Annotated in this window: 26 protein-coding genes; 11 read left to right on the top strand and 15 right to left on the bottom strand. The window is 70.6% G+C overall.

Annotated features, from left to right (window positions below; all coding sequences use genetic code 11):
* The first annotated feature begins 24 nt into the window (after window positions 1–24).
* From folP to ABKA17_RS17265, 5 genes are all read left to right on the top strand, one after another.
* Window positions 25–1020: a dihydropteroate synthase gene (gene folP / locus ABKA17_RS17285; protein ID WP_353692932.1), complete on the top strand. Its 996-nt coding sequence runs from the start codon at window positions 25–27 to the stop codon at window positions 1018–1020.
* Window positions 1017–1520, top strand: coding sequence for a nuclear transport factor 2 family protein (locus ABKA17_RS17280; protein WP_353692931.1), 504 nt, complete (start codon window positions 1017–1019; stop codon window positions 1518–1520). Before folP ends, ABKA17_RS17280 begins: the two co-directional genes overlap by 4 nt.
* A 284-nt stretch (window positions 1521–1804) precedes the next feature.
* Window positions 1805–2164 (top strand): dihydroneopterin aldolase, encoded by a 360-nt coding sequence (gene folB / locus ABKA17_RS17275; protein WP_353692930.1) that lies wholly within the window; start codon window positions 1805–1807, stop codon window positions 2162–2164.
* Entirely contained in the window at window positions 2161–2772 is a 612-nt protein-coding gene (gene folK / locus ABKA17_RS17270; protein WP_353692929.1) for a 2-amino-4-hydroxy-6-hydroxymethyldihydropteridine diphosphokinase, read from the top strand. The genes folB and folK overlap by 4 nt, the downstream gene beginning before the upstream one ends.
* A gap of 57 nt (window positions 2773–2829) precedes the next feature.
* Complete coding sequence (locus ABKA17_RS17265) at window positions 2830–3315, top strand: DUF3180 domain-containing protein (protein WP_353692928.1); 486 nt, start codon at window positions 2830–2832, stop codon at window positions 3313–3315.
* Between the two features lie 30 nt (window positions 3316–3345).
* Here the strand turns inward: ABKA17_RS17265 and folE are convergent, their stop codons facing one another.
* From folE to dacB, 6 genes are all read right to left on the bottom strand, one after another.
* Window positions 3346–3951, bottom strand: a complete 606-nt coding sequence (gene folE, locus ABKA17_RS17260; RefSeq protein ID WP_353692927.1) for a GTP cyclohydrolase I FolE — start codon at window positions 3949–3951, stop codon at window positions 3346–3348.
* Between the two features lie 119 nt (window positions 3952–4070).
* Window positions 4071–6110: an ATP-dependent zinc metalloprotease FtsH gene (gene ftsH, locus ABKA17_RS17255; protein ID WP_353692926.1), complete on the bottom strand. Its 2040-nt coding sequence runs from the start codon at window positions 6108–6110 to the stop codon at window positions 4071–4073.
* 195 nt (window positions 6111–6305) lie between these two features.
* Entirely contained in the window at window positions 6306–6866 is a 561-nt protein-coding gene (hpt, locus tag ABKA17_RS17250; RefSeq protein ID WP_353693021.1) for a hypoxanthine phosphoribosyltransferase, read from the bottom strand.
* A gap of 71 nt (window positions 6867–6937) precedes the next feature.
* Window positions 6938–7963 carry a tRNA lysidine(34) synthetase TilS gene (tilS, locus tag ABKA17_RS17245; RefSeq protein WP_353692925.1) on the bottom strand — a complete coding sequence of 342 codons (1026 nt, stop codon included), beginning with the start codon at window positions 7961–7963 and terminating at the stop codon, window positions 6938–6940.
* 214 nt (window positions 7964–8177) lie between these two features.
* On the bottom strand, window positions 8178–9302 hold the full coding sequence (locus ABKA17_RS17240; RefSeq protein ID WP_353692924.1) for an Rv3626c family coenzyme F420 biosynthesis-associated protein: 1125 nt from the start codon (window positions 9300–9302) through the stop codon (window positions 8178–8180).
* A 131-nt stretch (window positions 9303–9433) separates the two neighbouring features.
* Window positions 9434–10879 carry a D-alanyl-D-alanine carboxypeptidase/D-alanyl-D-alanine endopeptidase gene (gene dacB, locus ABKA17_RS17235; protein WP_353692923.1) on the bottom strand — a complete coding sequence of 482 codons (1446 nt, stop codon included), beginning with the start codon at window positions 10877–10879 and terminating at the stop codon, window positions 9434–9436.
* Window positions 10880–11090: 211 nt separating this feature from the next.
* On the opposite strand from dacB, the gene ABKA17_RS17230 reads away from it, so the two are divergent.
* Window positions 11091–11582: an inorganic diphosphatase gene (locus tag ABKA17_RS17230; protein ID WP_046260371.1), complete on the top strand. Its 492-nt coding sequence runs from the start codon at window positions 11091–11093 to the stop codon at window positions 11580–11582.
* Between the two features lie 110 nt (window positions 11583–11692).
* On the top strand, window positions 11693–13357 hold the full coding sequence (locus tag ABKA17_RS17225) for a threonine/serine exporter family protein (RefSeq protein WP_353692922.1): 1665 nt from the start codon (window positions 11693–11695) through the stop codon (window positions 13355–13357).
* A gap of 113 nt (window positions 13358–13470) precedes the next feature.
* On the opposite strand, the gene ABKA17_RS17220 is transcribed toward ABKA17_RS17225, so the two are convergent.
* Window positions 13471–14355: a DedA family protein gene (locus ABKA17_RS17220; RefSeq protein ID WP_353692921.1), complete on the bottom strand. Its 885-nt coding sequence runs from the start codon at window positions 14353–14355 to the stop codon at window positions 13471–13473.
* Between the two features lie 132 nt (window positions 14356–14487).
* Between ABKA17_RS17220 and ABKA17_RS17215 the strand changes: the two genes are divergently transcribed.
* A complete protein-coding gene (locus tag ABKA17_RS17215) occupies window positions 14488–14853 on the top strand; it encodes a YbjQ family protein (protein WP_353692920.1) in 366 nt (121 codons plus the stop codon).
* 24 nt (window positions 14854–14877) lie between these two features.
* On the opposite strand, the gene ABKA17_RS17210 is transcribed toward ABKA17_RS17215, so the two are convergent.
* A complete protein-coding gene (locus ABKA17_RS17210; protein WP_353692919.1) occupies window positions 14878–15639 on the bottom strand; it encodes a MerR family transcriptional regulator in 762 nt (253 codons plus the stop codon).
* Window positions 15640–15775: 136 nt separating this feature from the next.
* Here ABKA17_RS17210 and ABKA17_RS17205 point away from each other — a divergent pair, with 136 nt between their 5' ends.
* Entirely contained in the window at window positions 15776–17059 is a 1284-nt protein-coding gene (locus ABKA17_RS17205) for an ion channel protein (protein ID WP_353692918.1), read from the top strand.
* Between the two features lie 30 nt (window positions 17060–17089).
* Window positions 17090–18502 (top strand): glutamate decarboxylase, encoded by a 1413-nt coding sequence (gad, locus tag ABKA17_RS17200; protein ID WP_353692917.1) that lies wholly within the window; start codon window positions 17090–17092, stop codon window positions 18500–18502.
* Between the two features lie 224 nt (window positions 18503–18726).
* On the opposite strand, the gene ABKA17_RS17195 is transcribed toward gad, so the two are convergent.
* The 5 genes from ABKA17_RS17195 to ABKA17_RS17175 all read right to left on the bottom strand — a co-directional run bounded on the left by ABKA17_RS17195 (window position 18727) and on the right by ABKA17_RS17175 (window position 23084).
* Window positions 18727–19719, bottom strand: a complete 993-nt coding sequence (locus ABKA17_RS17195) for a WD40/YVTN/BNR-like repeat-containing protein (protein WP_353692916.1) — start codon at window positions 19717–19719, stop codon at window positions 18727–18729.
* A 361-nt stretch (window positions 19720–20080) separates the two neighbouring features.
* Entirely contained in the window at window positions 20081–20842 is a 762-nt protein-coding gene (locus ABKA17_RS17190) for an ABC transporter permease (RefSeq protein WP_353692915.1), read from the bottom strand.
* Window positions 20839–21795, bottom strand: a complete 957-nt coding sequence (locus ABKA17_RS17185) for an ATP-binding cassette domain-containing protein (protein WP_353692914.1) — start codon at window positions 21793–21795, stop codon at window positions 20839–20841. Before ABKA17_RS17185 ends, ABKA17_RS17190 begins: the two co-directional genes overlap by 4 nt.
* A gap of 73 nt (window positions 21796–21868) precedes the next feature.
* Entirely contained in the window at window positions 21869–22510 is a 642-nt protein-coding gene (locus ABKA17_RS17180) for a PadR family transcriptional regulator (RefSeq protein WP_353692913.1), read from the bottom strand.
* Window positions 22511–22535: 25 nt separating this feature from the next.
* Window positions 22536–23084 carry a DinB family protein gene (locus tag ABKA17_RS17175; RefSeq protein WP_353692912.1) on the bottom strand — a complete coding sequence of 183 codons (549 nt, stop codon included), beginning with the start codon at window positions 23082–23084 and terminating at the stop codon, window positions 22536–22538.
* A gap of 280 nt (window positions 23085–23364) precedes the next feature.
* Between ABKA17_RS17175 and ABKA17_RS17170 the strand changes: the two genes are divergently transcribed.
* Window positions 23365–23877, top strand: coding sequence for a hypothetical protein (locus ABKA17_RS17170; RefSeq protein ID WP_353692911.1), 513 nt, complete (start codon window positions 23365–23367; stop codon window positions 23875–23877).
* Window positions 23878–24153: 276 nt separating this feature from the next.
* On the opposite strand, the gene ABKA17_RS17165 is transcribed toward ABKA17_RS17170, so the two are convergent.
* Both ABKA17_RS17165 and ABKA17_RS17160 read right to left on the bottom strand, forming a co-directional pair.
* Window positions 24154–25614, bottom strand: coding sequence for an aldehyde dehydrogenase family protein (locus ABKA17_RS17165; RefSeq protein WP_353692910.1), 1461 nt, complete (start codon window positions 25612–25614; stop codon window positions 24154–24156).
* A gap of 112 nt (window positions 25615–25726) precedes the next feature.
* Complete coding sequence (locus ABKA17_RS17160; protein WP_502994268.1) at window positions 25727–26563, bottom strand: Sco1979 family transcriptional regulator; 837 nt, start codon at window positions 26561–26563, stop codon at window positions 25727–25729.
* Between the last annotated feature and the right edge of the window lie 42 nt (window positions 26564–26605).

Raw genomic sequence — 26605 nt, 5'->3', positions numbered from 1 at the left:
CTTCCCTGGGCCTAGGCTGAACGTATGAGCAAGCAGAGCGGACGCGGGCGCGTCGCCGGCCTTCCCGAATGGGACCGCTGCGCGGTCATGGGAGTCGTCAACGTCACCCCCGACTCCTTCTCCGACGGCGGCCGATGGTTCGACACGACGGCCGCCGTCAAGCACGGCCTCGCCCTGGTCGAGGAGGGCGCCGACCTCGTCGACGTCGGCGGCGAGTCCACCCGCCCCGGCGCCAGCCGCGTGGACGAGGACGAGGAGCTCAGGCGCGTCATCCCGGTCGTCCGCGGCCTCGCCTCCGAGGGCGTCACCATCTCCGTCGACACCATGCGCGCCACGGTCGCCGAGCAGGCCCTCGCCGCCGGCGCCGCCCTCGTCAACGACGTCAGCGGCGGCCTCGCCGACCCCGCGATGATCCCGGTCGTCGCCGACTCCGGCGCCCCCTTCGTCGTCATGCACTGGCGCGGCTTCCTGGCGGGGGGCAACGTCAAGGGCGTCTACGCCGACGTCGTCGCGGAGGTCGTCGACGAACTCCACGCGCGCGTGGAGGCCGTCCTCGCCGGCGGCATCGCACCCGACCGCGTCGTCGTCGACCCCGGTCTCGGCTTCTCCAAGGACGCCGAGCACGACCTCGTCCTCCTCGCCCACCTCGACCGTCTGCTCGCCCTGGGCCACCCGCTCCTCGTCGCCGCCTCCCGCAAACGCTTCCTCGGCCGCGTCCTCGCCGGCCCGGAGGCCACCCCGCCCCCCGCCCGCGAGCGCGACGCCGCGACAGCCGCCGTCTCCGCCCTCGCCGCACAGGCCGGCGCCTGGGCGGTGCGCGTGCACGAGGTACGCGCGACGGCCGACGCGGTACGGGTCGCGCGCGCCGTGGAAGGAGCGCGCGGACCGGACCACGCGCCGAGCCCGAACCAGCCGAGCGGGGCGCACACGACCAGCGACGCGCCCGGCGCGACCACCGAGCCCCCGGCACACACCCCCACGCACACGCCCCCCGCCGGCTCCCCCGAAGGCGCCCGGTGAGCGCCCCCCACACCGACGTCGAGCAGGTGGAAGCCGCCAACACCACCTACTACGAGGCGATGGAGCGCGGCGACTTCGAAGAGCTCTCCTCGCTCTGGCTCACCCCGGCCGACCTGGGCGTCGACGAGGAGTACCACGACCCCGCGGACACCGGCGTGATCTCCTGCGTGCACCCCGGCTGGCCGGTGCTGACCGGGCGCGGCGAGGTCCTCAGGTCGTACGCGCTGATCATGGCGAACACCGACTACATCCAGTTCTTCCTCACCGACGTGCACGTCTCCGTCACCGGCGACACCGCCCTCGTGACCTGCACCGAGAACATCCTCAGCGGCGGCCCCGCCCCCGAGGGCGGCGAGGAGCTCGGCCCGCTCGTCGGCCAGCTGGTCGTCGCCACCAACGTGTTTCGCCGCACCCCGGCCGGCTGGAAGCTCTGGTCCCACCACGCCTCTCCCGTCATGGCCGAAAACGACGAGGCCGAACCGGACGACACACCGTCCTGACGGGGTAGGCGCACCCACAGGTCACCCGTCCCCGGCACACCGCCGGCCCCCACAAGGACCAAGAAGTGGTTGGAATCACGGACCTCGGGGTAGGGGCGGCTACCAACCCGTGAGCCACCGGGTTCCCCAGGGGAAACACACGATGAAACCTCCTGGCCCCGGCCATGGCCCCCGCCCCCGCGGCCCGGCCCTGTCAGTGCCCGCAGGTAGATTCGTTCGAGGCCGGTGTGCCGCCCGCACCCGGTACGAACCGGCCGTTACCGACGATTGCAGGAGTGATTCGCGTGGATCGTGTCGCGCTGCGCGGCCTCAAGGCCCGCGGGCACCACGGTGTGTTCCCCAAGGAACGCGAGGAGGGCCAGACCTTCATCGTGGACCTCGTCCTGGGACTGGACACCCGGCCGGCCGCCGCCGACGACGACCTGTCCAAGACCGCGCACTACGGCATCGTGGCGGAGGAGGTCGTGGCCGTCGTCGAGGGCGAGCCCGTGAACCTCATCGAAACGCTCGCCGAGCGCATCGCGCAGGCCTGTCTGAAGCACGAAGGGGTCCAGGAGGTGGAGGTCTGCGTCCACAAACCGGACGCACCGATCACGGTCCCTTTCGACGACGTGACGATCACCATCACCCGGAGCCGAGTATGACTACCTCGTTCACCGAGGGGCAGAGCGACCCGACCGTACAGCCGGTGCCCGCCTCCGTCGTGCAGCAGGTCGACGCCGCCGACACCACCCTCCACAACCCGAAACGGGCCGTGATCGCCCTCGGCTCCAACCTCGGCAACCGCCTGGAGACCCTCCAGGGCGCCATCGACGCCCTGGAGGACACCCCGGGCGTCCGGGTGAAGGCCGTCTCCCCCGTGTACGAGACGGAGCCCTGGGGCGTCGAGCCCGGCAGCCAGCCGTCGTACTTCAACGCGGTCGTCCTGGTGAAGACCACCCTCCCGCCGTCCTCGCTCCTGGAGCGGGCGCACGCGGTCGAGGAGGCCTTCCACCGCGTCCGGGACGAGCGCTGGGGCGCGCGCACGCTCGACGTCGACATCGTGGCGTACGCCGACGTCGTCTCCGACGACCCGACGCTCACCCTCCCCCACCCGCGCGCCCACGAACGCGCCTTCGTCCTGGCGCCCTGGCACGACGTCGAGCCCCAGGCACAGCTTCCCGGCCGCGGTTCGGTCTCCGGCCTGCTGACCGCCGTCACCCGAATCGGCGTGGAACCCCGCGCCGACCTGGAACTCCGGCTGCCCGAATAGTCGTTAAGGTCAAAGCAACCACTGTCCGTGGGTATCCGGGGGAGCTGAAGGGGCACCGTGAGAGAGCTGCGCATCAGGCTGCTGGCCGGCGTATTCGTCGTCGCCGCCGTCCTGTCCTGGGCGGGCGCCCGTCTGTGGAACTCGATCGGGACCCTGCCCAGCGTCCCCCTGGCCGCCCCCATCGTCCTGGCCCTGATCGCCGTGGTCCTCGTGGCCACGGCGCTCTCGATCCGCTCCCGGCTCAAGGCCCAGCGTGAGCGCCGCCCCGACGCCAAGGGCGTCGACCCCCTGATGGCGGCCCGCGCGGTCGTCTTCGGCCAGGCCAGCGCCCTGGTCGCCGCCCTCGTCGCCGGCATGTACGGCGGCACGGGCGTCTTCCTCCTGGAGTCCCTCGACATCCCCGCCCGCCGCGACCAGGCCATCTACGCGGGCTTCTCGGTGCTGGCGGGCATCGCGGTCATAGTGGCCGCCATCTTCCTGGAGCGCGTCTGCAAGCTCCCCGAGGACGACGACCGCAACACGGGGGCGGCGTCGGCAGCGTGACGCCGGCCGAGCCCCACGGCACCGTGCGCGTCAGCGCGCCATGATGAGGCTCATCGCCTCGTTGCGCGTGGCCGCGTCCCGCAACTGCCCCCGGACCGCGGACGTCAGGGTCTTCGCGCCGGGCTTGCGGATACCGCGCATCGACATGCACATGTGCTCGCACTCGACGACCACGATCACACCGCGCGGCTCCAGGATCTCCATCAGGGAGTCCGCTATCTGCGTGGTGAGTCGTTCCTGCACCTGCGGCCGGCGGGCGTAGACGTCCACGAGCCGCGCCAGCTTGGACAGACCGGTGATCTTGCCGGTGGTGGCCGGGATGTAACCCACGTGAGCGACGCCCCGGAACGGCACCAGATGGTGCTCACAGGTCGAGTACACCTCGATGTCCTTGACCAGCACCATCTCGTCGTGACCCAGGTCGAACGTCGTGGTCAGCACATCCTCGGGCTTCTGCCACAACCCCGCGAAGATCTCCTTGTACGCCCGGGCCACCCGCCCCGGCGTCTCCCGGAGCCCCTCTCGGTCAGGGTCCTCCCCGACTGCTATGAGCAGCTCGCGTACGGCGTTCTCGGCGCGCTTCTCGTCGAACTCGCCGATCGTGCCCTCGCCGTCCAGCGTCACGGGGTCGGTCATTTCTGCCTCGTTCCTGGGTGTCCCTGCCGCGGCGGCCGAAAAGCGCCGCGCCCCCCAGGCTAGATCCTGGGGGGCGCGGCATCCATTCCGGGCCTGGTGGGGTCACCGGGGCCGGGGTGTCAGCTCTCCGGGCGGTCCTCGGTGACCGGCTCGGCCACCGGGGCGGAGTCCGCCGCCGTGGACTTGGCGGTGGAGATCGCCGGGGTGGCACCGTTGGCGCCGTTCGTCAGTGCGAGCTCCTTGGGGGAGAGCACCGGCGGACGGGTGGACGGCGTGCGGCGGGAGGAGCCGGTCCAGGCCGGCCGCGGGGGACGCTTGACGATGGGAGCGAAGATCTCGGCGATCTGCTCCTTGTTCAGCGTCTCCTTCTCCAGCAGCTGGAGCACCAGCTGGTCGAGGACGTCGCGGTTCTCGACCAGGATCTCCCAGGCCTCGTTGTGCGCGTTCTCGATCAGCTTCTTGACTTCTTCGTCGACCAGCGCGGCGACCTCTTCCGAGTAGTCACGCGGGTGCGACATCTCACGGCCCAGGAACGGCTCGGTGTTGTCGCCACCGAACTTGATGGCACCGAGGCGCTCGGTCATGCCGTACTGCGTGACCATCGCGCGGGCCGTCGCCGTGGCCTTCTCGATGTCGTTCGCGGCGCCCGTGGTCGGGTCGTGGAAGACCAGTTCCTCGGCCGCGCGACCGCCCAGCATGTAGGCGAGCTGGTCGAGCATCTCGTTGCGCGTGGTCGAGTACTTGTCCTCGTCCGGGAGCACCATCGTGTAGCCCAGCGCACGGCCGCGGCTCAGGATGGTGATCTTGTGGACGGGGTCGGAGTTGGGGGAGGCCGCCGCGACCAGGGCGTGTCCGCCCTCGTGGTACGCGGTGATCTTCTTTTCCTTGTCCGACATGATCCGGGTCCGCTTCTGCGGGCCCGCCACGACGCGGTCGATGGCCTCGTCGAGCATGTGGTTGTCGATCAGCTTCTTGTCGCTGCGCGCCGTGAGGAGCGCCGCTTCGTTCAGCACGTTCGACAGGTCCGCGCCGGTGAAGCCCGGCGTACGGCGGGCGACTGCCGACAGGTCGACGTCCGGTGCGACCGGCTTGCCCTTCTGGTGAACCTTGAGGATCTCCAGACGGCCCTGCATGTCCGGACGGTCGACCGCGATCTGGCGGTCGAAGCGGCCGGGGCGCAGAAGGGCCGGGTCGAGGATGTCGGGCCGGTTCGTGGCGGCGATCAGGATGACGCCGCCCTTCACGTCGAAGCCGTCCATCTCGACGAGCAGCTGGTTCAGGGTCTGCTCGCGCTCGTCGTGACCACCGCCGAGGCCGGCGCCGCGATGGCGGCCGACCGCGTCGATCTCGTCGACGAAGACGATCGCCGGGGCGTTCGCCTTGGCCTGCTCGAAGAGATCACGGACTCGGGAGGCACCGACACCGACGAACATCTCGACGAAGTCGGAACCGGAGATCGAGTAGAACGGCACGCCGGCCTCGCCCGCGACGGCACGCGCGAGCAGGGTCTTGCCGGTGCCGGGAGGGCCGTACAGCAGTACGCCCTTGGGGATCTTGGCGCCGACGGCCTGGAACTTCGCCGGCTCCTGGAGGAACTCCTTGATCTCGTGGAGTTCCTCGACGGCCTCGTCGGATCCCGCGACGTCGGCGAACGTCGTCTTGGGGGTGTCCTTGGTGATGAGCTTGGCCTTGGACTTCCCGAAGTTCATGACTCGGGAGCCGCCGCCCTGCATCTGGTTCATCAGGAACAGGAAAACGACCACGATGAGGACGAAGGGGAGCAGGGAGAGCAGGATCCCGACGAAGGCGTTCTGCTTCGTCGGCGAGACGGTGTACCCGTCCGGGATCTGCTTCTGCTGGAACTTGCCCTGCAGGGTGTTGGCGATGTCGACGCCCTGGTCGCCGATGTAGCTCGCCTGGATCTTCGAGCTGCCCTCGACCTTTTCACCGTCCTTGAGCTGGACCTTGATGGTCTGCTCGTCGCCGGTGGTCAGCTTTGCCTGTTCGACCTTGTTCTCATTGATCGCCTGGACGACCTGGCCGGTGTCCACCGTCTTGTAGCCGCCGGACGAGCCGACGACCTGCATCAACACGACCACGGCAAGGACGGCCAGCACGATCCACATGACCGGCCCACGGAAGTATCGCTTCACGTCCATCCATACGGAGCGATGTCGCCCCGTCCCTCCTGCCATAGTGAGTTTGATAAGACAGTTCTTCTGACGGTACCCCAGCTTTGTCGCCCGAAGCCGCACAGGGCGGCCGCCCGGACGGCTGACGAACCCGTCTGCATGCTCCAACGGCGCGGTGCCCGCCGGGGTTCCCGATCTTCCTACGGGGCTGGGCCCTTCGGGTCAGCCGCCGTAGACGTGGGGCGCGAGCGTACCGACGAACGGGAGGTTGCGGTACTTCTCGGCGTAGTCGAGGCCGTAGCCCACGACGAACTCGTTGGGGATGTCGAAGCCGACCCACTCGACGTCGATGGCGACCTTGGCGGCGTCCGGCTTGCGCAGCAGGGTGCACACCTTGAGCGACTCCGGCTCGCGCGAGCCGAGGTTCGACAGCAGCCAGGACAGGGTCAGGCCGGAGTCGATGATGTCCTCGACGATCAGGACGTGCCTGCCCTTGATGTCGGTGTCGAGGTCCTTGAGGATCCGGACGACACCGGAGGACTGGGTGCCCGCGCCGTACGACGACACGGCCATCCAGTCCATGGTGACGGGGGTGGACAGCGCCCGCGCGAGGTCGGCCATGACCATCACCGCGCCCTTGAGGACGCCGACGATGAGCAGGTCCTTGCCCGCGTACTCCGCGTCGATCTTCGCGGCCAGCTCGGCGAGCTTGGCGTCGATCTCTTCCTTGGTGATGAGCACCTCTTTGAGGTCGGTGCCCATGTCTTTCGCGTCCACCCGCATCACTTTCGGTCGTCCCACCGGCTGTCCACCCCGTCGAGGGGCGTCCCGACCCCGATCAGGGGCGTAAGGATTCAGCCTTGCCGAATCACCAGTCTGCCACCCTGACGCTGGGCGACGACCTTGCCGGGGAGATTGATGGCTCCCTGGCCGCGCCAGCCGGTGATCAGCCGGTCGACTTCCTCGATGTGCCGGGCGAACAGCGAGCCCGCGGGGGCGCCGGCCTCGATGGCGGCGCGGCGCAGGACGCGGCGGCGCACGGCGGGCGGCAGGGCGTAGAGCTTGGCGCACTCCAGGAGGCCGGCCGCGTCGCGGACGGCGGTCGCGGCCTGGCCGGCCCAGGCGTCGAGGGCGTCGGCGTCGTCGCGGGAGAGCTGGGCCGTACGGGCGAGTGCCTCGACGACGCCTTTTCCGAGGGCCTTCTCCAGGGCGGGCAGGCCCTCGTGGCGCAGCCGGGAGCGGGTGTACGCCGGGTCGGCGTTGTGCGGGTCGTCCCAGACCGGCAGCGACTGGACCATGCAGGCCTTGCGGGCGGTCTGCCGGTCGAGTTGGAGGAAGGGGCGGCGGTAACGGCCGTCGGCCCCCGAGACCGCGGCCATTCCGGACAGGGAGCGGGTGCCGGAGCCGCGGGCGAGGCCGAGCAGGACGGTCTCGGCCTGGTCGTCGCGGGTGTGGCCGAGCAGGACCGCGGTGGCGCCGTGGCGGAGGGCGGCGGCGTCGAGGGCGGCGTAGCGGGCGTCGCGGGCGGCTGCCTCGGGGCCGCCTTCGCGGCCGACGGTGACGGCGACGGACTCGACGGGATCGAGGCCGAGTTCGCGCAGGCGCAGGGCGACTTCGTCGGCGCGCAGGTCGGAGCCGGGCTGCAGGCCGTGGTCGACGGTGACGCCGCCCGCGCGGATGCCGAGCTTGGGGGCCTCGAAGGCGAGGGCGGAGGCGAGGGCCATGGAGTCGGCCCCGCCGGAGCACGCGACGAGCACGAGCGGAGACGGCGGCCGCTCGTGCGGGGTCTGCTCGGAGGAGGTCTGATGGTCGTTGAGGATGTCGTGGAGGACGCGGCGGACCGCCAGGCGTATCGCCGCGACCGCAGGATGGGGACCCATGTCCGGTTCCCTTCATGAAGTTTTCGGGGGGTGAGCCCGAAGTTCGGTCACTCAGAGTGTGTAGATGGTGACAGAACCGGGCCGTTCCCCGAGCATTGCACGCCTACCCAGGGCTCACGGTCCCTCGGACGGGTGATTGAAGGGGCGTTCGCCTGCCGACGGCCGGTTTTCTTTCACGACCTTTCCGCGGGGCTCACGACTCGGTGCCCGGACTTCACGACTCGGCCTTGCGGTGCACCCGCGCGACCCAGTCCGCCGGTTTGGCGATCTCCGCCTTCGTCGGGAGGGTGTTGGGGGAGGTCCACACGCGGTTGAAGCCGTCCATGCCGACCTCGTTGACGACGGCCCGTACGAAGCGTTCGCCGTCGCGGTACTGCCTGAGTTTGGCGTCCAGACCGAGCAGCTTGCGCAGGGCCATGTCCAGCCGGGAGGCGCCCTTGGCCCGTCGCTGCTGGAACTTCTCGCGGATCTCCTGGACGGTCGGTACGACTTCCGGACCCACTCCGTCCATCACGAAGTCGGCGTGGCCCTCCAGGAGGGACATCACGGCGGTGAGGCGGCCGAGGATCTCCCGCTGGGCGGGCGTCTGCACGATCTCGACGAGCGAGCGCCCGCCGTCGTCCTCCTCGCCCTCGGGACGCCCGCCGGCGAGGGACTGGGCGGCTTCCCGGATGCGTTCCAGGACGGTCATGGGGTCGACCTCGGTCTCCCCCAGGAACGACTGGATTTCGCCCTCCAGGTGGTCCCGCAGCCAGGGCACGGCGGTGAACTGCGTGCGGTGCGTCTCCTCGTGCAGGGTCACCCACAGGCGGAAGTCGTGGGGCTGTACGTCGAGTTCGCGCTCCACGTGCACGATGTTCGGCGCGACGAGGAGCAGCCGGCCGCCGCCGCTCGCACCGGCGGGCAGGTCGCGGGTGGCCGGGGCGAAGGTCTCGTACTGGCCGAGGACGCGGGAGGCCAGGAAGGACAGCAGCATCCCGAGTTCGACGCCGGTCACCTTGCCGCCCACGGCGCCGAGGACCGCGCCGCCGGGAGTGGCGCCACGCCGTTCCTGCATCTTCTCGAGCAGCGGCTTGAGGAGCTCCCGGAAGCCCGCGACGTTCGCCCTGACCCAGCCGGCGCGGTCGACGACGAGGACCGGGGTGTCGTGGGTGTCCTCGGTCCCCATTCGGGTGAAGCCGCGGACGTGTTCCTCCGAGGCCTTGGCGTGCCGGCGGAGCTCGGCGACGACGGCCCTGGCCTCGTCGCGGCTCACTTCCGGGCCCGGCCTCACGAGCCGGGTCGCGGTCGCCACCGCGAGATTCCAGTCGACCATCTCGGCACCACCGATGCTCGTCATGCGTCAACCGTACGTGAGCGTCCCCGCTTGGGGCAGGCCACTGAGGCCGGTTGCGGCTGCCGTGCGCTGTGGGGTCGCCCGAGGCCGCTGTGCTCGCAGTGGTGCCGCTACGGCGGTGTCGGCGCCCCCGGTCAACGGCAGCCGCACGCCGCCAGCGCCGTGGCCGTCCGGTCCAGGGCCGTCTGTGCCGCGTCCTTGCCCGGCGTGTTCGACGCGAGGAACGCGAAGGCCAGCAGCCTGCCGTCCTGGTCGACCACGGTTCCCGCCAGGGTGTTCACGCCGCTCAGCGTGCCGGTCTTCGCTCGTACGATGCCGGCCGCGCCGTCGGCGTAGCGGGTGGTCAGGGTGCCGGTGAAGCCGGCGACCGGGAGGCCGGTGAGGACGGGACGGAGTTCGGGGTGGTCCGGGTCGCCCGCCTTCACCAGCAGGGCCGTGAGCAGGTTCGCGGTCAGCTTGTCCTCGCGGTTGAGGCCGCTGCCGTCCTTGAAGGAGACGCCGGATACGGGGAGTTGGAGCTTCTTCAGCTGCGCCCGGATCGCCGTGCCGCCGCCCGCGAAGTCGGGGCGTACCTTCGTCGCCACGGCGGTCTGGCGGGCCAGGGCCTCCGCGAGGTCGTTGTCGCTGTTGGTCAGCATGCGCTCGACCAGGGCGGACAGCGGCGGGGAGGTCACCTCGGCGAGGGTCTTCGCGCGGGCGGTGGCCTTGGACGGCCCCGGGGACGTCGTTCTGATCCCCTGGTCCTCCAGGAAGCCGGCGAACTTGCGGGCCGCGTCCTCGGCCGGGTTCTCCACGCGGATCGCGGTGCCGCTGGTGGTGTCGTTGGTGCGCCCCTCGTCGACCATGAGGGCGCTGACCGGGGCGAGGTTCTCGTCCACGCCGATCGGGTGCAGCTCGGAGCCGGCGTACAGGGTCTTGTCGTAGGAGAGGGTGACCTGCCGTACGCCGTCCTTCTTCAGGGTCCTGGCCGTCTCGGCGGCCAGGTCGCGCAGGCTCGCGGAGCCGTCGGCGTCCTTGCGGGCCGTCAGCGTGGGGTCGCCGCCGCCGACGAGGACGAGTTCGTTGGTGTCGGGTTCCAGGGCCGCGCGGGTGGTGAGGCGGTGGTCGGCGCCCATCGCGGAGAGAGCGGCGACCGCGGTGGCGATCTTGGTGGTGGAGGCGGGTGTCTGGGCCACGCCGACACCGCTGCCGTACAGGCGCTTGCCGGTCGCCACGTCGACGACCGCGGCGGTGCGGCTGCTGCCGAGCGCGGTGTCCTTCAGGAGCGGGCCCAGGACGTCGGCGAGGGCCGGTCCGGTCGGCGCCGACTTCACGGTGTTGCCGGCGCCGCCGAGGCCGATGAGGACGGAGGCGGCGCTGGGAGCGGGCTTGGGCCCCGCCTCCGTCGTACCGGAATCGCGACCGTGATCTGCGCCACCCGTGTGGTCCAGGGCGGCTGCCCGGTCCCGCTCGGCCGTACGCTGGCCGGAGGAGTCCCAGGGGCCGGCGGCGGTCACCACGACGGCGGTCAGTGCCAGTCCGGCAGTGGCGGCACCGGCCGTGAACTGCCAGGTCCTCGGGCCTGTGACCTGCGCCGACATGGTTCGGCCGAGTCGCGTGACCCGCGGCCTCGCGGCCGTCGCGGCCCGTGCCAGACGGGGGCGTACGGCGTTCGCGACCCGCGTCACATGCGGTCTCGCGGCCCGCCAAGGCCTCAGTTCAGGCACGACCACCAGCCCCTTTCGCGATCACACACCTGCGTGAGGGACACTTAACCACCAGAACTATGTGTTGATCATGGAGGAGCCACCGGTGGAGTTCGACGTCACGATCGAGATTCCGAAGGGTTCGCGGAACAAGTACGAGGTGGACCACGAGACCGGTCGGATCCGCCTGGACCGTCGACTCTTCACTTCGACCGCCTACCCGACCGACTACGGATTCGTCGAGAACACCCTCGGCGAGGACGGCGACCCGCTGGACGCGCTGGTCATTCTTGACGAGCCGACCTTCCCAGGCTGCCTCATCAAGTGCCGCGCGATCGGCATGTTCCGTATGACGGACGAGGCCGGCGGCGACGACAAGCTGCTGTGCGTCCCGGCGACGGACCCGCGCCAGGAGCACCTGCGTGACATCCACCACGTTTCGGAGTTCGACCGCCTGGAGATCCAGCACTTCTTCGAGGTCTACAAGGACCTGGAGCCCGGCAAGTCCGTCGAGGGCGCCAACTGGGTCGGCCGTGTCGACGCCGAGGTCGAGATCGAGCGTTCGTACAAGCGCTTCAAGGAGTCCGGCGGCCACTGAGCCTCCGGTCGTCCGCTGACTTCCCACGGGCCGCACGCACACGCGTGCGGCCCGTGGTGTGTCTGTGCGCATACTGGTGCGAACCGGAGGTGCGTACACGGGAGCTGGGAGTGACGGAAGCGGAGGACCGCAAGCCGCAGTCGGACGAGGCGAGGAGTGTCTACGACCCGGAGATCACGTCCGAGTTCGCGATCCCGCAGGGGCTCGCCGTGCCCAGAGGCGGCACCGAGCCGGAGACGACGAGCGAGTTCGCCGTCCCCGACGGCCTGGACGTCCCGCAGACGCCCGCCGCCGAGTCCGAGGGGTCGGCGTTCAACACCCCGCGCACCTACAGCGCCAGGCAGGCGCCCGCGTTCACCCCGGCGTCCGGCATACCGGTGGTCAGTCTGACCAAGGACGTGCCCTGGCAGGACCGGATGCGCACGATGCTGCGGATGCCGGTGGCCGAGCGGCCGGCGCCGGAGCCGCTGCACAAGGCCGAGGACGAGGGGCCGGCCGTCCCGCGCGTGCTCGACCTGACGCTGCGTATCGGCGAGCTGCTGCTCGCGGGCGGTGAGGGCGCGGAGGACGTGGAGGCGGCGATGTTCGCCGTGTGCCGGTCCTACGGGCTGGACCGCTGCGAGCCGAACGTCACCTTCACCCTGCTGTCGATCTCGTACCAGCCGTCGCTGGTGGACGACCCGGTGACGGCCTCGAGGACGGTACGGCGGCGCGGCACCGACTACACGCGGCTGGCGGCCGTGTTCCAGCTGGTGGACGACCTCAGCGACCCGGAGACGGCGTTCTCGCTGGAGGAGGCGTACCGGCGGCTCGCCGAGATCCGCCGCAACCGGCATCCGTATCCCGGCTGGGTGCTGACCGGGGCGAGCGGGCTGCTCGCCGGTGCGGCCTCGGTGCTCGTCGGCGGTGATCTGATCGTGTTCGTCGCGGCCGCGCTGGGCGCGATGCTCGGCGACCGGCTGGCCTGGCTGTGCGCGGGGCGCGGGCTGCCGGAGTTCTACCAGTTCACGGTCGCCGCGATGCCGCCGGCCGCGATAGGGGTCGCGCTGACGGTGGCCGACGTCGACGTGAAGGCGTCCGCCGTCATCACCGGTGGGCTGTTCGCGCTGCTGCCGGGGCGGGCGCTGGTGGCGGGCGTGCAGGACGGGCTGACCGGCTTCTACATCACCGCGTCGGCGCGGCTCCTGGAGGTCATGTACTTCTTCGTCGGCATCGTCGCGGGCGTGCTGATCGTCCTGTACTTCGGGGTGAAGCTGGGCGCCGAGCTGAACCCCGACGCCGTCCTGACCATCGAGAAACGGCCGCTGTGGCAGATCGGGGCGGCGATGCTGCTCTCGCTGACCTTCGCGGTGCTGTTGCAGCAGGAGCGGACGACCGTGCTGGCGGTGACCCTGAACGGTGGCGTCGCGTGGTCGGTGTACGGCGCGATGCACTACGTCGGCGAGATCTCACCGGTTGCCTCTACGGCGGTGGCGGCGGGGCTGGTGGGGCTGTTCGGGCAGATGCTGTCGCGGTACCGGTTCGCCTCGGCGCTGCCCTATACGACCGCCGCGATCGGGCCCCTGTTGCCAGGGTCGGCCACGTACTTCGGGCTGTTGTCCATCGCGCAGAACCACGTGGACAAGGGGCTGGTGTCGTTGGCCACGGCCGCGTCCTTGGCCATGGCCATCGCGATCGGGGTGAACCTGGGGTCGGAGATCTCCCGGTTGTTCCTGCGGGTTCCGGGTGGGTCCGCGGCGGGGCGCCGGGCGGCTAAGCGGACGCGGGGGTTCTGAGCGCCCACGAACTCGGGCGGTCCGGTCCGACGGCGCCTGCGGGTTCGCTGTGGCTTGTCGCGCCCGCGCGGCGGAGCCGCACATCGATACAGCCCCGCGCCCCTGGGTGGGTCTCAGTAGCCCTGGTTGGGCGGGTACTGCTGGTTCTGGTGGCCGTAGCTCTGGCCCTGCGGGTACTGCTGGGCGTACGGCTGTTGCTGCTGGGGCTGGGGGGCGTAGTACTGGTCGTAGCCGCCGTAGTGCTGCTGACCCTGCTGGCCCTGCGGGCCCTGCTGCTGGTCGTCGTCCGAGGGGATGCGGCGGAGCTGGGTCGTGGCGTCGTCCATCGGCGGGGGCTGGTAGGCCTGGGGCTGGGGGGCCGGGGTCTCGGCTGCGGCCTTCTTCTTCTTGGAGCGCTCGCGGAGGTACTCGATGATGATCGGGACGACCGAGACGAAGACGATGAGGACGAGGATCGCCTCGACGTTCTTGTGGATGACGTCGATCTGACCGAGCCAGTAACCCGCGAGCGTGACGCCGGTGCCCCAGGCGATGCCGCCGATGACGTTGTACGTGAGGAACGTGCGGTACTTCATACGGCCGGCGCCGGCCACGATGGGCGCGAAGGTCCGGACGATCGGCACGAAGCGGGCCAGGACGATCGCCTTGGGGCCGTACTTCTCCATGAACTCGTGTGCCTTGTCCAGGTTCTCCTGCTTGAAGAGCTTGGAGTTGGGCCGGTTGAAGAGCTTGGGACCGAAGAACTTGCCGATCATGTAGCCGACTTGGTCACCGAGGACGGCCGCCAGCACGATCAGGAAGCAGACCAGCCACAGGGGCTGGGTGATGAACTCGCCCTGCGCCACGAAGAGGCCCGCCGTGAACAGCAGCGAGTCGCCGGGCAGGAACGCGAACAGACCCGATTCCGCGAAGACGATCAGCAGGATGCCGGGGAGGCTGAACGTCTCGATCAGATAGTTCGGGCTGAGCCACTCGGGGGCGAGCGCGAGCGTGGTCACGGGTCTGTGGCTCCTGATGTGGGGGACGGGCTGGGACTGGCTGCCCAAAAGTATCAACGCAGCCGTCGTGGCCCAGGTTCCATGCGGTCTCCCAGGATGCACTGTGCCCTCGCTGGGACAAAGCTGTGAGCCATGGGTATCGAAGAATACGGCGGCGGGCAGGGGCCCCAGCCGGACGTGCTGGTCGTGACCACGAACGACGTACCCGGCTATCGGGTCCAGGAGGTTCTTGGCGAGGTGTTCGGGTTGACGGTCCGCTCCCGGCATCTGGGGAGTCAGATCGGTGCGGGGCTGAAGTCGATGGTCGGCGGTGAACTCAAGGGGCTCACCAAGACGCTCGTCCAGACCCGGAACCAGGCTATGGAACGGCTCGTCGAGCAGGCCCGCGCGCGGGGCGCCAACGCGGTGCTGATGTTCCGCTTCGACGTGACCGAGGCGGCGGACGTCGGCACGGAGGTGTGCGCGTACGGGACGGCGGTCGTTCTGACCCGGGAGTAGGCCCTTGACTCCCGGGCCGGAACGTCAGGAGGTGTGCCGGGCCGCGTTCGCGTCGATCGCGGCCCTCAGGTGCTCGGCCAGACCGGGGCGCATGGAGTCGTAGAACGCCTTGAAGCGCTCGTCGGACACGTACATCTCACCCAGGCACCGGTGCACGTCGTACGGGCACTCGTAGAACCAGCGGCCGATGTGCCGCCGGTGTTCCTCGGCCAGGTCCATGGCCGCCTCGGAGGTCGGCGCCTCGCCGGCCTCCATCAGCGCGCCGTAGCTCTCGCTCCAGGCGGCCACCTCGGCCTGCATGCGTTTCCAGTCGTCCTTGGTGTAGCCGGCGGCGCGGCGCTGGGACTCCGCGTACGCCTCCGTGCCTCCCCAGCGCTGTTCCGCCTCCTCGGCGTACTGCTCGGGGTCCTTGTCGCCGAAGACCTCGAACCGCTCCTCGGGTGTGAGGTTGATGCCCATCTTCCGTGCCTCCATGGCCTGCTCCACGGCCTCCGCCATCTTCCGCAGCTTCTCGATCCGGGCGGTCAGCAACTCGTGCTGGCGGCGCAGGTGTGCGCGCGGGTCCGTGTCCGGATCGTCGAGCAGGGCGGAGACCTCGTCGAGCGGGAAGCTGAGCTCCCGGTAGAACAGGATCTGCTGAAGCCGGTCGAGGTCGGCGTCGTTGTAGCGCCGGTGGCCCGCGTGGCTGCGCTCGCCGGGTACGAGCAGGCCGATGTCGTCGTAGTGGTGCAGCGTGCGCACCGTCACTCCGGCGAAACCGGCGACCTGTCCCACGGAATAGCTCACTTCGTCCGCTCCCTTCTCGGTACGTCCCCCACGCTGCCGCCTCACGCCACGTGAGGTGCAAGCCCGTTTCCTCCGTCCGGCGCGGTGCCCGGCCCCTCCGGATGTCCCGCCCGTTTTGTCCGCTTATCGTGAGCCCGTGGTCCAGGACACCGCGCAGCAGGCACCCGCCGCCCCGGCGACCCCGGCCCGGGCGCTGCTGCCGTTGATCCTCCCCGCTCTCGTGGTGGGCGTGGGCGCGAGTCTGCTCTTCCTCGGGGTGAGCGCGGCGGCCGAGGCGCTTCAGGACGTGCTGTGGCGGAACCTGCCCGACGCCCTGGGGGTGGGCCGCTACTCCGCCCTGTGGATCATCGTCATGCTCACCGCCACCGGCGTCGCCGTCGGCCTCGTGGTGTGGAAGGCGCCTGGGCACGCCGGCCCCGACCCGGCCACCACCGGACTGGACGCCCCCGTCCTGCCGCCCGCCGTGCTGCCGGGGCTGCTGCTGGCCACCGCGCTGATGCTCGCGGGCGGGCCCAGCCTCGGCCCCGAGAACCCGATCATCGCCGTGAACGTCGGGCTCGCCTTCTGGCTCGGCCGCCGGCTGCTCCCCCGGATGCCCGGCGGACTGTGGGCCGCGCTGGCGGAGGCGGCGACGATCGGCGCGCTGTTCGGCACCCCGGTGGCGGCGGCGCTGCTCATCTCCGAGGCGCTGGCCGGACGGCAGCTCAAGGGTGCCCTGTGGGACAACGTCTTCGGTCCGCTCGTCGCCGCCGCCGCGGGCGCTCTGACCACCACCCTGGTGGCCCATCCGACCTTCGATCTGCACCTGCCCGCGTTCGGCCGGCCCGGCTGGGGCGATCTGCTGGCGGCGCTGCTGATCGCGCCCGCGGCCGCGCTGCTCGGCATGTGCGCCGTCCGTGCCTTCCCGTACGTCCATGGCGGCTTCTCGCGGCTGCGTCACCCGATGCTCGCGCTGCCCGTCGGCGGGCTCGTCCTCGGACTGCTGGGGGCCCTCGGCGGCCATCTCACGCTCTTCAAGGGGCTGGACGAGGTCGGGGAGATCGCGGCCGACCCCGACGGCTGGTCGGCCGGGGAGTTCGCGACGATGACGGTGGTGAAGCTGGCCGCGCTGCTCGTCGCCGCGTCCTGTGGCTTCCGCGGCGGACGGATCTTCCCGGCCGTCTTCGTCGGCGCCGCCTTCGGGCTGTGCGCGCACGCGCTGGTGCCCGGCGTCCATCCCGCCCTCGGTGTCGCCGCCGGTGTGCTGGGCATGCTCCTCGCGGTCACCCGGCAGGGCTGGGTGAGCCTCTTCACCGCCGCCGTGCTGGTGTCCTCCCCGGCGATCCTCGCCCTGCTGTGCATCGCCTCGCTGCCCGCCTGGCTGCTGGTGACCGGCCGCCCCCAGATGCAACTGCGCGAGGACGGAACCCCGGTCCGCTGATCCCTCTTCAGGAGACTCAGGAGAACATCCATGCCGCTCCACCAAGGCCCCGAGAAGCCCGACGAGCGCCCGCTGTCCGTCAACCCCTTCTACGGGGAGGCGAACCCGGTCGCCGGCATGACCGAGGCCCCGCCCAAGCACCGCCTCGCGGACGCTCCACTGCCACCCTCCACCGCCTACCAGCTCGTCCACGACGAGCTGATGCTCGACGGCAACTCCCGGCTCAATCTCGCCACCTTCGTCACCACGTGGATGGAACCCCAGGCCGGGGTCCTGATGGGCGAGTGCCGGGACAAGAACATGATCGACAAGGACGAGTACCCCCGCACCGCCGAACTGGAGCGGCGCTGCGTCGCGATGCTCGCCGACCTGTGGAACGCCCCCGACCCGGCGGCCGCCGTGGGCTGTTCGACGACCGGCTCCAGCGAGGCGTGCATGCTCGCCGGGCTCGCGCTCAAGCGACGCTGGGCGCAACGCAACGCCGACCGCTACCCCGCCCATGACGTGCGCCCGAACCTGGTCATGGGTGTCAACGTCCAGGTCTGCTGGGAGAAGTTCTGCAACTTCTGGGAGGTGGAGGCCCGGCTGATCCCCATGGAGGGCGACCGGTTCCACCTCGACCCGCAGGCCGCCGCCGCGCTGTGCGACGAGAACACCATCGGGGTCGTCGGCATCCTGGGCTCCACCTTCGACGGCTCCTACGAGCCGATCGCCGAGCTCTGCGCGGCCCTGGACGAACTCCAGGAACGCACCGGCCTCGACATCCCGGTGCACGTCGACGGCGCGTCCGGCGCCATGGTCGCGCCCTTCCTCGACGAGGAACTGGCCTGGGACTTCCGGCTGCCGAGGGTCGTCTCCATCAACACCTCCGGGCACAAGTACGGTCTCGTCTACCCGGGCGTCGGCTGGGCGCTGTGGCGTGACAAGGAGGCCCTGCCCGAGGAACTCGTCTTCCGCGTCAACTACTTGGGCGGCGACATGCCGACCTTCGCCCTCAACTTCTCCCGGCCCGGCGCCCAGGTCGTCGCGCAGTACTACACCTTCCTGCGGCTGGGCCGCGAGGGTTACCGGGCCGTCCAGCAGTCCACCCGGGACGTCGCCGAACGCCTCGCCGAACGCGTGGAGGCGCTCGGTGACTTCCGGCTGCTGACCAGGGGCGACCAACTGCCGGTCTTCGCCTTCACCACCGGCCACGACGTCACGGCGTACGACGTCTTCGACGTGTCCCGGCGGCTGCGGGAGAGCGGCTGGCTGGTCCCCGCCTACACCTTCCCGCCGCACCGGGAGGACCTGTCCGTGCTGCGGGTGGTCTGCCGCAACGGCTTCTCGGCCGACCTCGCCGAGCTGTTCGTGGAGGACCTGCGCCGACTGCTGCCGGAGCTGCGCCGCCAGCCACACCCGCTGACCCGGGACAAGGAGGCGGCCACCGGGTTCCACCACTGAGGGGGCGACCGCTGGGGGGCCGATTGGTGAGAGGCCAACCGCTGAAGGGCCGACTGGTGATAGGCCGACTGGTGAAGGGCTCGTCTCTGATGGGCCCGCCACTGAGCCGCCCTCCCCTGGACGGTCCGCCCTTGGACCGTCCGCCCTTGGACCGTCCGCCGGCGAGCGGGCCGCCACGGGGTGACCTGCCGCGGGGCGGTCCGCCGTTGAGCAGCCGCTCCCCGTCAGGGTCCGTCGCCCAGGTCGAACGTCGTCCAGCGGACACCGTCGGCGGATATGCGCCACCTCCCGGCGCCGAAGCTGTCGCCCCACAGATAGCCGAGCGGGGTCGTGCTCACCCAGCCCGACGGTCCCCTCGCACCGGCGCGTGCGAAGGAACGGCCGCCGTCGGTGCTGCGCCAGGCGCCGTCCTCGCCGTGGACGGTGAGGCTGCCGTCGGCGGCGGCGATGGGGGCGCCGAGCAGCGAGCGGGGTTCCGCACCCTTGCGGTGCCGCCAGGTCCGCTCCCAGGTGAGGCCGCCGTCAGTGCTGCGGTGGAGGCTCAGCAGGCCGTTCTTGACGCCGTCCTCGTCCAGGAGTTGGCCTGACTGTGCCGCGTACAGCACGGATCCGTCGGTCACCACGGTCATGCCCCAGCCCTGCTCCGGGCCGGTCGCCAGGGTGAGCGTTCGCCAGCTTGCCCCGCGGTCCTCGCTGACCGCGAGCGTGGGCCGGCCCGAGCGCGGGTCGAGGCCTGAGGCGAAGAGCCTGCCCGGGGTCCGGCCCGCGGGGGTCACGATGCCCTCCAGCGGGGGCTGGGTCGCCAGGACCCGGTACTCCCCCGTGTCCGGCACGACCGCCAGCAGTCGGGATGCCGCGCATCCGTTGCCCTCCTCGTCCGTCCCGGTGCAGTCCTGGACCAGGGCGCCCCCTTCGGGGACCCTCGGTGTCGTCCCCGCGGGTTCGTTCGTCGACCGGCGCCAGCTGCTTCCTCCGTCGCTCGTGAACCAAGTGCGGTCCGGCGGCGGCCACTTGCCCTCGGTGATCAGCGCGCGCCCGGGCCCCAGGACGACGAGCCCGGCGGTGATGCCGAGGTCGCCCGTCACGTCCGGAAGCGGCGAGGTCACCGGCCGCCAGGCCCTGGCCCCCTTTTCCAGCACGGCGACCCGCTGCACGCACCTCGCCTTCCCGCACTCCGCGAGCAACGCGAACCCGCTGCCGTCCGAGGCGAACCCCACGTCCACCGACTCCCCCGGCAGCTCGGCCCCCGACGGGACACGGGCAGGCGCAGCCGCCGCCGGCGCAGCGGAGGCCCGCCCACTCGAACCCGCGCCCCCACTCGACTCAGACCGCCCACTCGAACCCGCCCGGTCACACGCCCCCAACACGGCCAGCAGCCCCAGCACAAGGGCCACCACGACCGCCACCGGCGCCGTGCCCCGCCCCGCTCCCCTTCTCCTGACCCACCCCATGCCGCCCCCCGATCCCGGTCCGCGATGCACCGACACTCCTGGTACACCGCTCACCGCGCCGAGGTTCCCACTCCCCCACAACGAATCCCGCCCCACCTTTCCGGGGGGGGCGCGGGCTCCTCCCTCCCTACTTGCTCAACGCCCCGAACCGCCGCACCGCCAGCGGAAAGAACACCGCCACCAGCGCCACCGGCCACGCCACCGCCGCCCACACGTGCCCCGACTCCCCGCCGGGCCCGCCGAACAGGTCCCGTACCGCCGTGGCCGTCTGGGACATCGGGTTCCATTCCACGACCGTCCCCAGCCAGCCCGGCATGGACTCGGGCGTGGCGAAGGCGTTGGACAGGAACCCGACCGGCCAGACCAGGATCTGCACGGCCTGCACCATCTCGGGCTTCCCGGCGACCATCGCCAGGTGGATGCCGATCCAGAGCATGGCGAACCGGAACAGCAGCAGAAGGCCGACGGCGCCGAGGAAGCCGGCCACCCCGCCGTGGGCGCGCCAGCCGAGCGCCCAGGCGACGCCGATCATCACCGTCAGGCCCAGCGCCGACTGGAGCATGTCGGCCGCCGAACGCCCCACCAGCACCGCCCCGTTGGCCATCGGCATCGAGCGGAACCGGTCGATGACACCCTTGTTGAGATCCTGGGTGACGGCGAGCATCGTGCCCTCCAGACCGAAGGCCATGGTGAGCGCGAGCATGCCGGGGACCAGGTAGTCGACGTAGTCACCGGTGACGCCCCGGCCGCCGCCGACCAGGTACGCGAACATCAGCAGGAGCATCACGGGGAAGACCAGGTTGACCACGACCTGCACCGGCTGCCGCCCCCAGTGGGCGAGTTCGCGGCGCGTCATGGTCCATGAATCGGTCAGCGCGTACGTACTCACGCGGCCTCCTTCTCTCGTCGGTCCCCGTCCGTGAGGTGCAGGAACACCTCGTCCAGCGTCGGCCGCCGCAGCGCCACGTCCTCCGCCTCGATGCCGGCCTCCTCCAGCGCGCGTACCACCCCGGAGAGCGCCGCCATCCGGTCGCTGACCGGCGCGCTGAGCAGCCGGCGGTCGGTGTCGACCGAGACACCCGCGCCGCCCAGCGGCAACAGGGCGACCGCCGCGCCCAGTTGCCCCGCGTCCCGCAGGACCACGTCGATCCGGTCGCCGCCCGTCAACGCCTTCAGCTCGTCCGCCGTACCGTCCGCGATCACCCGGCCGGCGTCGACGACGGAGATGCGGTCGGCGAGCTGGTCGGCCTCCTCCAGGTACTGCGTGGTGAGCAGGACCGTCGTGCCGCCACCGACGAGGGAGCGGACCGCGGACCACACCTCGGCGCGCCCGCGCGGGTCGAGTCCTGTGGTCGGTTCGTCCAGGAAGAGCACCTCCGGTTCGGTGATGAGGGAGGCCGCGAGGTCCAGGCGGCGGCGCATGCCTCCGCTGTAGGAGCGGACCGGCTTGCGGCCGGTGTCCGTCAGCTCGAAACGCTCCAGGAGTTCGTCGGCACGCGCGCGTGCCCGGCGCGCGCCCAGGTGGTAGAGACGGCCGAACATCTCCAGGTTCTGCCGGCCGCCGAGTTCCTCGTCGAGCGCCGCGTGCTGGCCGAGCAGACCGATACGGAAGCGCACGTCGTGCGCCTGCCGTACGACATCGCGGCCCGCCACCTCGATGCGGCCCGCGTCCGGTCGTAGCAGGGTGGACAGGACGCGGACCAGGGTCGTCTTGCCCGCGCCGTTCGGTCCGAGGACTCCGTGCACCGTGCCGCGCCCGACCTGGAGGTCGAGACCGTCCAGTGCCTTCTTGTCGCCGTATTTCTTGTGTGCGCCTTCGACGGTGATCGCCGTGTCGGCCACAGACTCTCCTTCGCTAATCAAACTTGACTACCCGCTCGAAGCTAATACCCGAAGCCCGATTGGTCAAACTTGATTAGCGATGATCTCCAGGATGCGGTTCCGGCGTCCCGTACGGGTTCTCCTCACCTTCCCCGAGAACCCCGACGAACGGCTCGCCCTCCCCCGCGAAGCTGTACGCCCCGCCCTCGATACGGGCGATGAGCCCCTCGGTCCACTCGGCCTCCGCGTCGGCCGTGTGGATCCAGAGGTTCATGATCTCGCCGATGTGGCCGAGCTGTGCCGGACCGTCCTCGGGCACATAGTGCTCGGTGACGGAGGAGCGCCACGCCTCGATCCCGCGGATCCGCTCCTTCAGCAGCGCCACCGCCTCCGCGCGCGGCAGTTCGACCATGAAGCCGATGGCCGCCGACTTCATGTCCATTTTCTGGTCGTACGAGGTCAGCGCCTCGCGGACCAGCCTGAAGCACTCCTCGACACCGGCCTCGGTGATCTCGTACTCCGTGCGCGGCGGCCCGCCGGCCGTGGACGGCGCGACTTCGTGCGCGATCAGGAGCCCCTGCTTGGCCATCTGCTTCAGCGCGTGGTAGATCGAGCCGGGCTTGGCGTTGGACCACTCGTGCGCGCCCCAGTACTCCAGGTCGTTGCGCACCTGGTAGCCGTGGGCCCGCCCGTGCTGGCGCACCGCGCCCAGCACGAGGAGACGGATCGCTGACATGCGGTCCAGAGTAGGCCGCGCGGCCTCACCCCCAACCGCTGCCCTGCTCTTTCGCGACCAGAGCGAAGGCGGTCGCCCCGTCCAGGGACTCGCGGATGATGTCGGCGTGGCCGGCGTGCCGGGCCATCTCGCGGATCAGGGTCAGAACCAGCCAGCGCATGGAGACCGCCTCGTCCGGCGGGAACCACGGCTCGTTCGGCAGCGGGAAGGTGTCGTCGAGGCTGGGTACCGCGCGGATGAACGCCTCCGTCTCGGCGGCGACCTCCTCCCAGTACGCGAGCTGCTGCTCGACGCTCTCGCCCTCGACCAGCGCGAAGCACTCGTGCCAGTTCGACTCGTCCCGCTTCACCGCCGGCGCCTCGCCCTTGGCCCGTGCGACCCAGCCCTGCTCGACCTCGGCGACATGCTTGAGCAGCCCCGACAGCGACAGCTCGCTCGCGCTGGGCCTGGTGGCGGCCTGCTCGTCCGTCAGCCCCAGCAGGGAGCGCCGGATGCCGCCGCGCTGCTCCGCCAGGAAGGAGAGCAGTGCGCCGCGCTCGTCGCCGTATGCCTCGGGTCGCACGTGGGTGACCATGACGGCCGCCTTTCGTCGGAATCAGCTGGCTTTGCCTGACATCTACGAAGGTAGAGGGGCTTGCGGTCAGTTTCTGTCCTCAATCGCGGCGGCTTCGCTACGACGTCCAGGGCGCTCGGTAAGGATTCGCCGAGAGCCTCTCCGCGTGCGACCCGACGGGCCTTCCGTCCGAGGAGGATCGTCGCGGTGAGGGGAGGGCTCGGTGGGCAAGGGGTCCAGGAAGAGACGGCATCCGCGGAAGAGGAAGCCGGGCGGGGGGCCACCGGTCGCTCTCCGGCCCGTGCGGTCGCCGGCGTCGGCGCGATCGCCCCGGACCGGCAGGATCAGCGCGGGCTTCTTCGTGCTGGTTCTGGGGCTGCTGCCGTTCCTCGGCGGCGGGTACATGCTCGCGGGGGCGCTCGGTGTCGTGGGGCACCCCGGTGTCTTCACCGCCACGCGCTGTTCGGTGGTCGGGACGGGCAGGGGGCGTTACGTCGCCTGCGGGGGCGAACTCGTCGTCGCGCACCGGGCCCCGCGGCAGGCCACCGTCGACACGGGGCTGCCGCTGGGGAGGCGTACGTCGGTGCGGGTGCTGCCCGCGGGGCCTGTGGAGACGGTCGGGCCCGTCGCCACCTCCGGCTGGGCGACCGTCACCCTGGGTGGGCTCACCGTCCTGACCGCCGGGGTGCTCGCGGCGTTCCGGGCCCGGCTGAGGCCACCGGTGCGGGACACCGTGTTCCGGGTCCTCGTCGGGCCCGCCGGTCTGACGCTGGGTGGGCTTGTCGTCTACGTCGCCGTCCGGATCGCCTCGTGACACCGGACCGGGCCTTCTTCGCCCCCGCCGCCCCTACCCGTTCCCATCCCCCAGGGGCTGCCGCCCCTTCGACCCCGCACCCAGGGGGCTCCGCCCCCTGGACCCCCAACGGCCCTGAACGGGCCTCGTCCTCAAACGCCGGACGGGCTGAAGACAAGACACCGACCGGCCTCCAGAGGTGTCAGCCCCGTCCTCGAAACGCCGACAGGCTGAAAACGCCGAACCGGCGTACCAGCCCCGTCAGGGCCGGTCGCCGGTTCGGTGGTCGTGGTGGTGTCAGAACGGGAAGCCGCTGCGGCCGTGCTGGATGGAGATCCACTTCAGGGTGGTGAAGGCGTCGAGCATGGTCTCGCCGTTGAGGCGGCCGACGCCGGAGCTCTTCTCGCCGCCGAAGGGGACGATGGGCTCGTCGTGGACGGTGCCGTCGTTGACGTGGAACATGCCGGTGTCGATGCGCTTGGCGAAGTTGACGCCGCGCTCGATGCTCGCGGTGTGGACGGCGCCGCTGAGGCCGTAGGGGGTGTCGTTGACGATGCGGACCGCCTCCTCCTCGCCGTCGACCGGGATGAGGAAGGCGACCGGGCCGAAGACCTCCTGCTGGAGGAGGGCGGAGTCGGCCGGGATGCCCGTGAGGACCGACGGGGCGACCAGGTTGTCCGTCGTCTCGCCGCGCACCAGGGCCGTCGCGCCCTCGGTGACCGCCTGCTCGACGACCGCCGAAAGGGCGTCCGCCTGGGAGGAGTTGATGACCGGGCCGATGACCGTCGCCGGGTCGCTCGGGTCGCCGACCTTCAGGGACTTCACCTTCGTCACGAACTTCTCTGTGAACTCGTCCGCGATCGAACGGTCCACGAGGACACGGTTGGCGGCCATGCAGACCTGGCCCTGGTGGACGTACCGGCTGAAGACCGCGGCGTCGACGGCGTAGTCGATGTCGGCGTCGTCGAGGACCACGATGGCGCTGTTGCCGCCGAGTTCGAGGACCGAGCGCTTGAAGTGCGAGGCGGTGACGGTGGCGACGTGGCGGCCGACCTTGTCGGAGCCGGTGAAGGAGATGACCTTGGGGATCGGGTGCTCGATGAAGGCGTCGCCGATCTCCGCGATGTCGGTGACGACGACGTTCAACAGGCCCTTGGGCAGGCCCGCGTCCTCGAAGATCTTGGCGACCAGGGTGCCGCCGGTGATCGGGGTGTTCTGGTGCGGCTTCAGCACGACGCCGTTGCCGAGCGCCAGCGCCGGGGCCACCGACTTGATCGAGAGGAGGAAGGGGAAGTTGAAGGGGCTGATCACCCCCACCACGCCCACCGGCACCCGGTAGACGCGGTTCTCCTTGCCGTCGATCGGGGACGGGATGATGCGGCCCTCGGGGCGCAGCGAGAGGTGGATCGCCTCGCGCAAGAACTCCTTGGCGAGGTGGAGCTCGAATCCGGCCTTGACGAGGGTGCCGCCGAGCTCGGCGATGATCACCTCGGTGATCTCCTGCTGGCGCTCCTCGATGAGCCCCAGCGCCTTCTCGAAGACCGCGCGACGCGCGTAGGGGTTGGTCTCGGCCCACTCCTTCTGGGCGCGGGCGGCCGCCTGGTACGCCTCGTCGACCTCGTCGACCGTGGCTATGGTGATCGACGCCAGCTTCTCCCCGTCGTACGGGTTGAAGTCGATGATGTCCCAGGAACCGGTGCCCGGGCGCCACTCACCGTCGATGTACTGCTGGGCCAGATCAGTGAAGTACGACGACATGTGATCCCCAAATCGCTAGCGGACGCCCGATCAACGTCACGGCCTGATCACGCGTCATCGTACTTGTGTCGTAAGGGAGTTGGGGACACAGAGCGATGTTCTGGGGAAAACCCTAGGAGAGTTGGAGGAGACCGCGCAGGAGGTCGCGGCTCTCGTCCGGGCCGGGGCTGTCCTGCTGGAGCTCCTTGAGCGCCTTCTCGTACTGGGCGACGTCCTCGCGCTTGTCCAGGTACAACGCGCTGGTGAGCTGCTCCAGATAGACCACGTCCGAGAGGTCGGACTCGGGGAAGCTGAGGAGGGTGAAGGCACCGGACTCGCCGGAGTGGCCGCCGAAGCCGAACGGCATGACCTGAAGGCGTACGTTGGGGCGCTCGGAGACCTCGATCAGATGCTGGAGCTGACCGCGCATCACCTCGCGGTCGCCGTACGGCCGGCGCAGCGCCGCCTCGTCCAGCACGATGTGGAACTCGGGGCCGTTGTCGTCGGCGAGGTACTTCTGCCGCTCCAGGCGCAGCGCCACCCGCTTCTCCACGTCGGCCTCGCTCGCGCCCTTCATACCGCGCCGGACGACCGCGCGGGCGTAGGCCTCGGTCTGGAGGAGGCCGTGCACGAACTGCACCTCGTACACCCGGATCAGGGTGGCCGCGCCCTCCAGGCCGACGTAGGTGGGGAACCAGCTCGGCAGGACGTCGGAGTAACTGTGCCACCAGCCCGCCACGTTGGCCTCGCGGGCGAGGGAGAGGAGCGAGGCGCGCTCCTGCTCGTCCGTGATGCCGTACAGCGTGAGGAGGTCTTCGACGTCCCTGGTCTTGAAGCTCACCCGGCCCAACTCCATCCGGCTGATCTTCGACTCGGAAGCGCGGATGGAGTAGCCCGCGGCCTCGCGGGTGATTCCGCGTGCCTCACGCAGTCGCCTGAGTTGCGAGCCGAGCAGCATGCGCCGCACCACCGATCCGGGCTCTCCCGCGCTCACGTTCGCCAGCCTCCCCAG

This window comes from Streptomyces sp. RG80 (genome assembly GCF_040446465.1).
Taxonomy (GTDB): Bacteria; Actinomycetota; Actinomycetes; order Streptomycetales; family Streptomycetaceae; genus Streptomyces.
Note: the sequence above shows the minus strand (reverse complement) of the source record. Positions and strands in the feature narration are given on the sequence as shown.

What these genes read in the sequence shown, in the direction of transcription:
- ABKA17_RS17215 (WP_353692920.1), top strand. Translation starts at nt 14,488, where the DNA reads ATGGGTATCGAAGAATACGGCGGCGGGCAGGGGCCCCAGCCGGACGTG.
- ftsH (WP_353692926.1), bottom strand. Translation starts at nt 6,110, where the DNA reads ATGGACGTGAAGCGATACTTCCGTGGGCCGGTCATGTGGATCGTGCTG.
- ABKA17_RS17175 (WP_353692912.1), bottom strand. Translation starts at nt 23,084, where the DNA reads ATGGTCACCCACGTGCGACCCGAGGCATACGGCGACGAGCGCGGCGCA.
- tilS (WP_353692925.1), bottom strand. Translation starts at nt 7,963, where the DNA reads ATGGGTCCCCATCCTGCGGTCGCGGCGATACGCCTGGCGGTCCGCCGC.
- ABKA17_RS17165 (WP_353692910.1), bottom strand. Translation starts at nt 25,614, where the DNA reads ATGTCGTCGTACTTCACTGATCTGGCCCAGCAGTACATCGACGGTGAG.
- folK (WP_353692929.1), top strand. Translation starts at nt 2,161, where the DNA reads ATGACTACCTCGTTCACCGAGGGGCAGAGCGACCCGACCGTACAGCCG.
- ABKA17_RS17240 (WP_353692924.1), bottom strand. Translation starts at nt 9,302, where the DNA reads ATGACGAGCATCGGTGGTGCCGAGATGGTCGACTGGAATCTCGCGGTG.
- gad (WP_353692917.1), top strand. Translation starts at nt 17,090, where the DNA reads ATGCCGCTCCACCAAGGCCCCGAGAAGCCCGACGAGCGCCCGCTGTCC.
- ABKA17_RS17180 (WP_353692913.1), bottom strand. Translation starts at nt 22,510, where the DNA reads ATGTCAGCGATCCGTCTCCTCGTGCTGGGCGCGGTGCGCCAGCACGGG.
- dacB (WP_353692923.1), bottom strand. Translation starts at nt 10,879, where the DNA reads ATGTCGGCGCAGGTCACAGGCCCGAGGACCTGGCAGTTCACGGCCGGT.
- folE (WP_353692927.1), bottom strand. Translation starts at nt 3,951, where the DNA reads ATGACCGACCCCGTGACGCTGGACGGCGAGGGCACGATCGGCGAGTTC.
- folP (WP_353692932.1), top strand. Translation starts at nt 25, where the DNA reads ATGAGCAAGCAGAGCGGACGCGGGCGCGTCGCCGGCCTTCCCGAATGG.
- hpt (WP_353693021.1), bottom strand. Translation starts at nt 6,866, where the DNA reads ATGCGGGTGGACGCGAAAGACATGGGCACCGACCTCAAAGAGGTGCTC.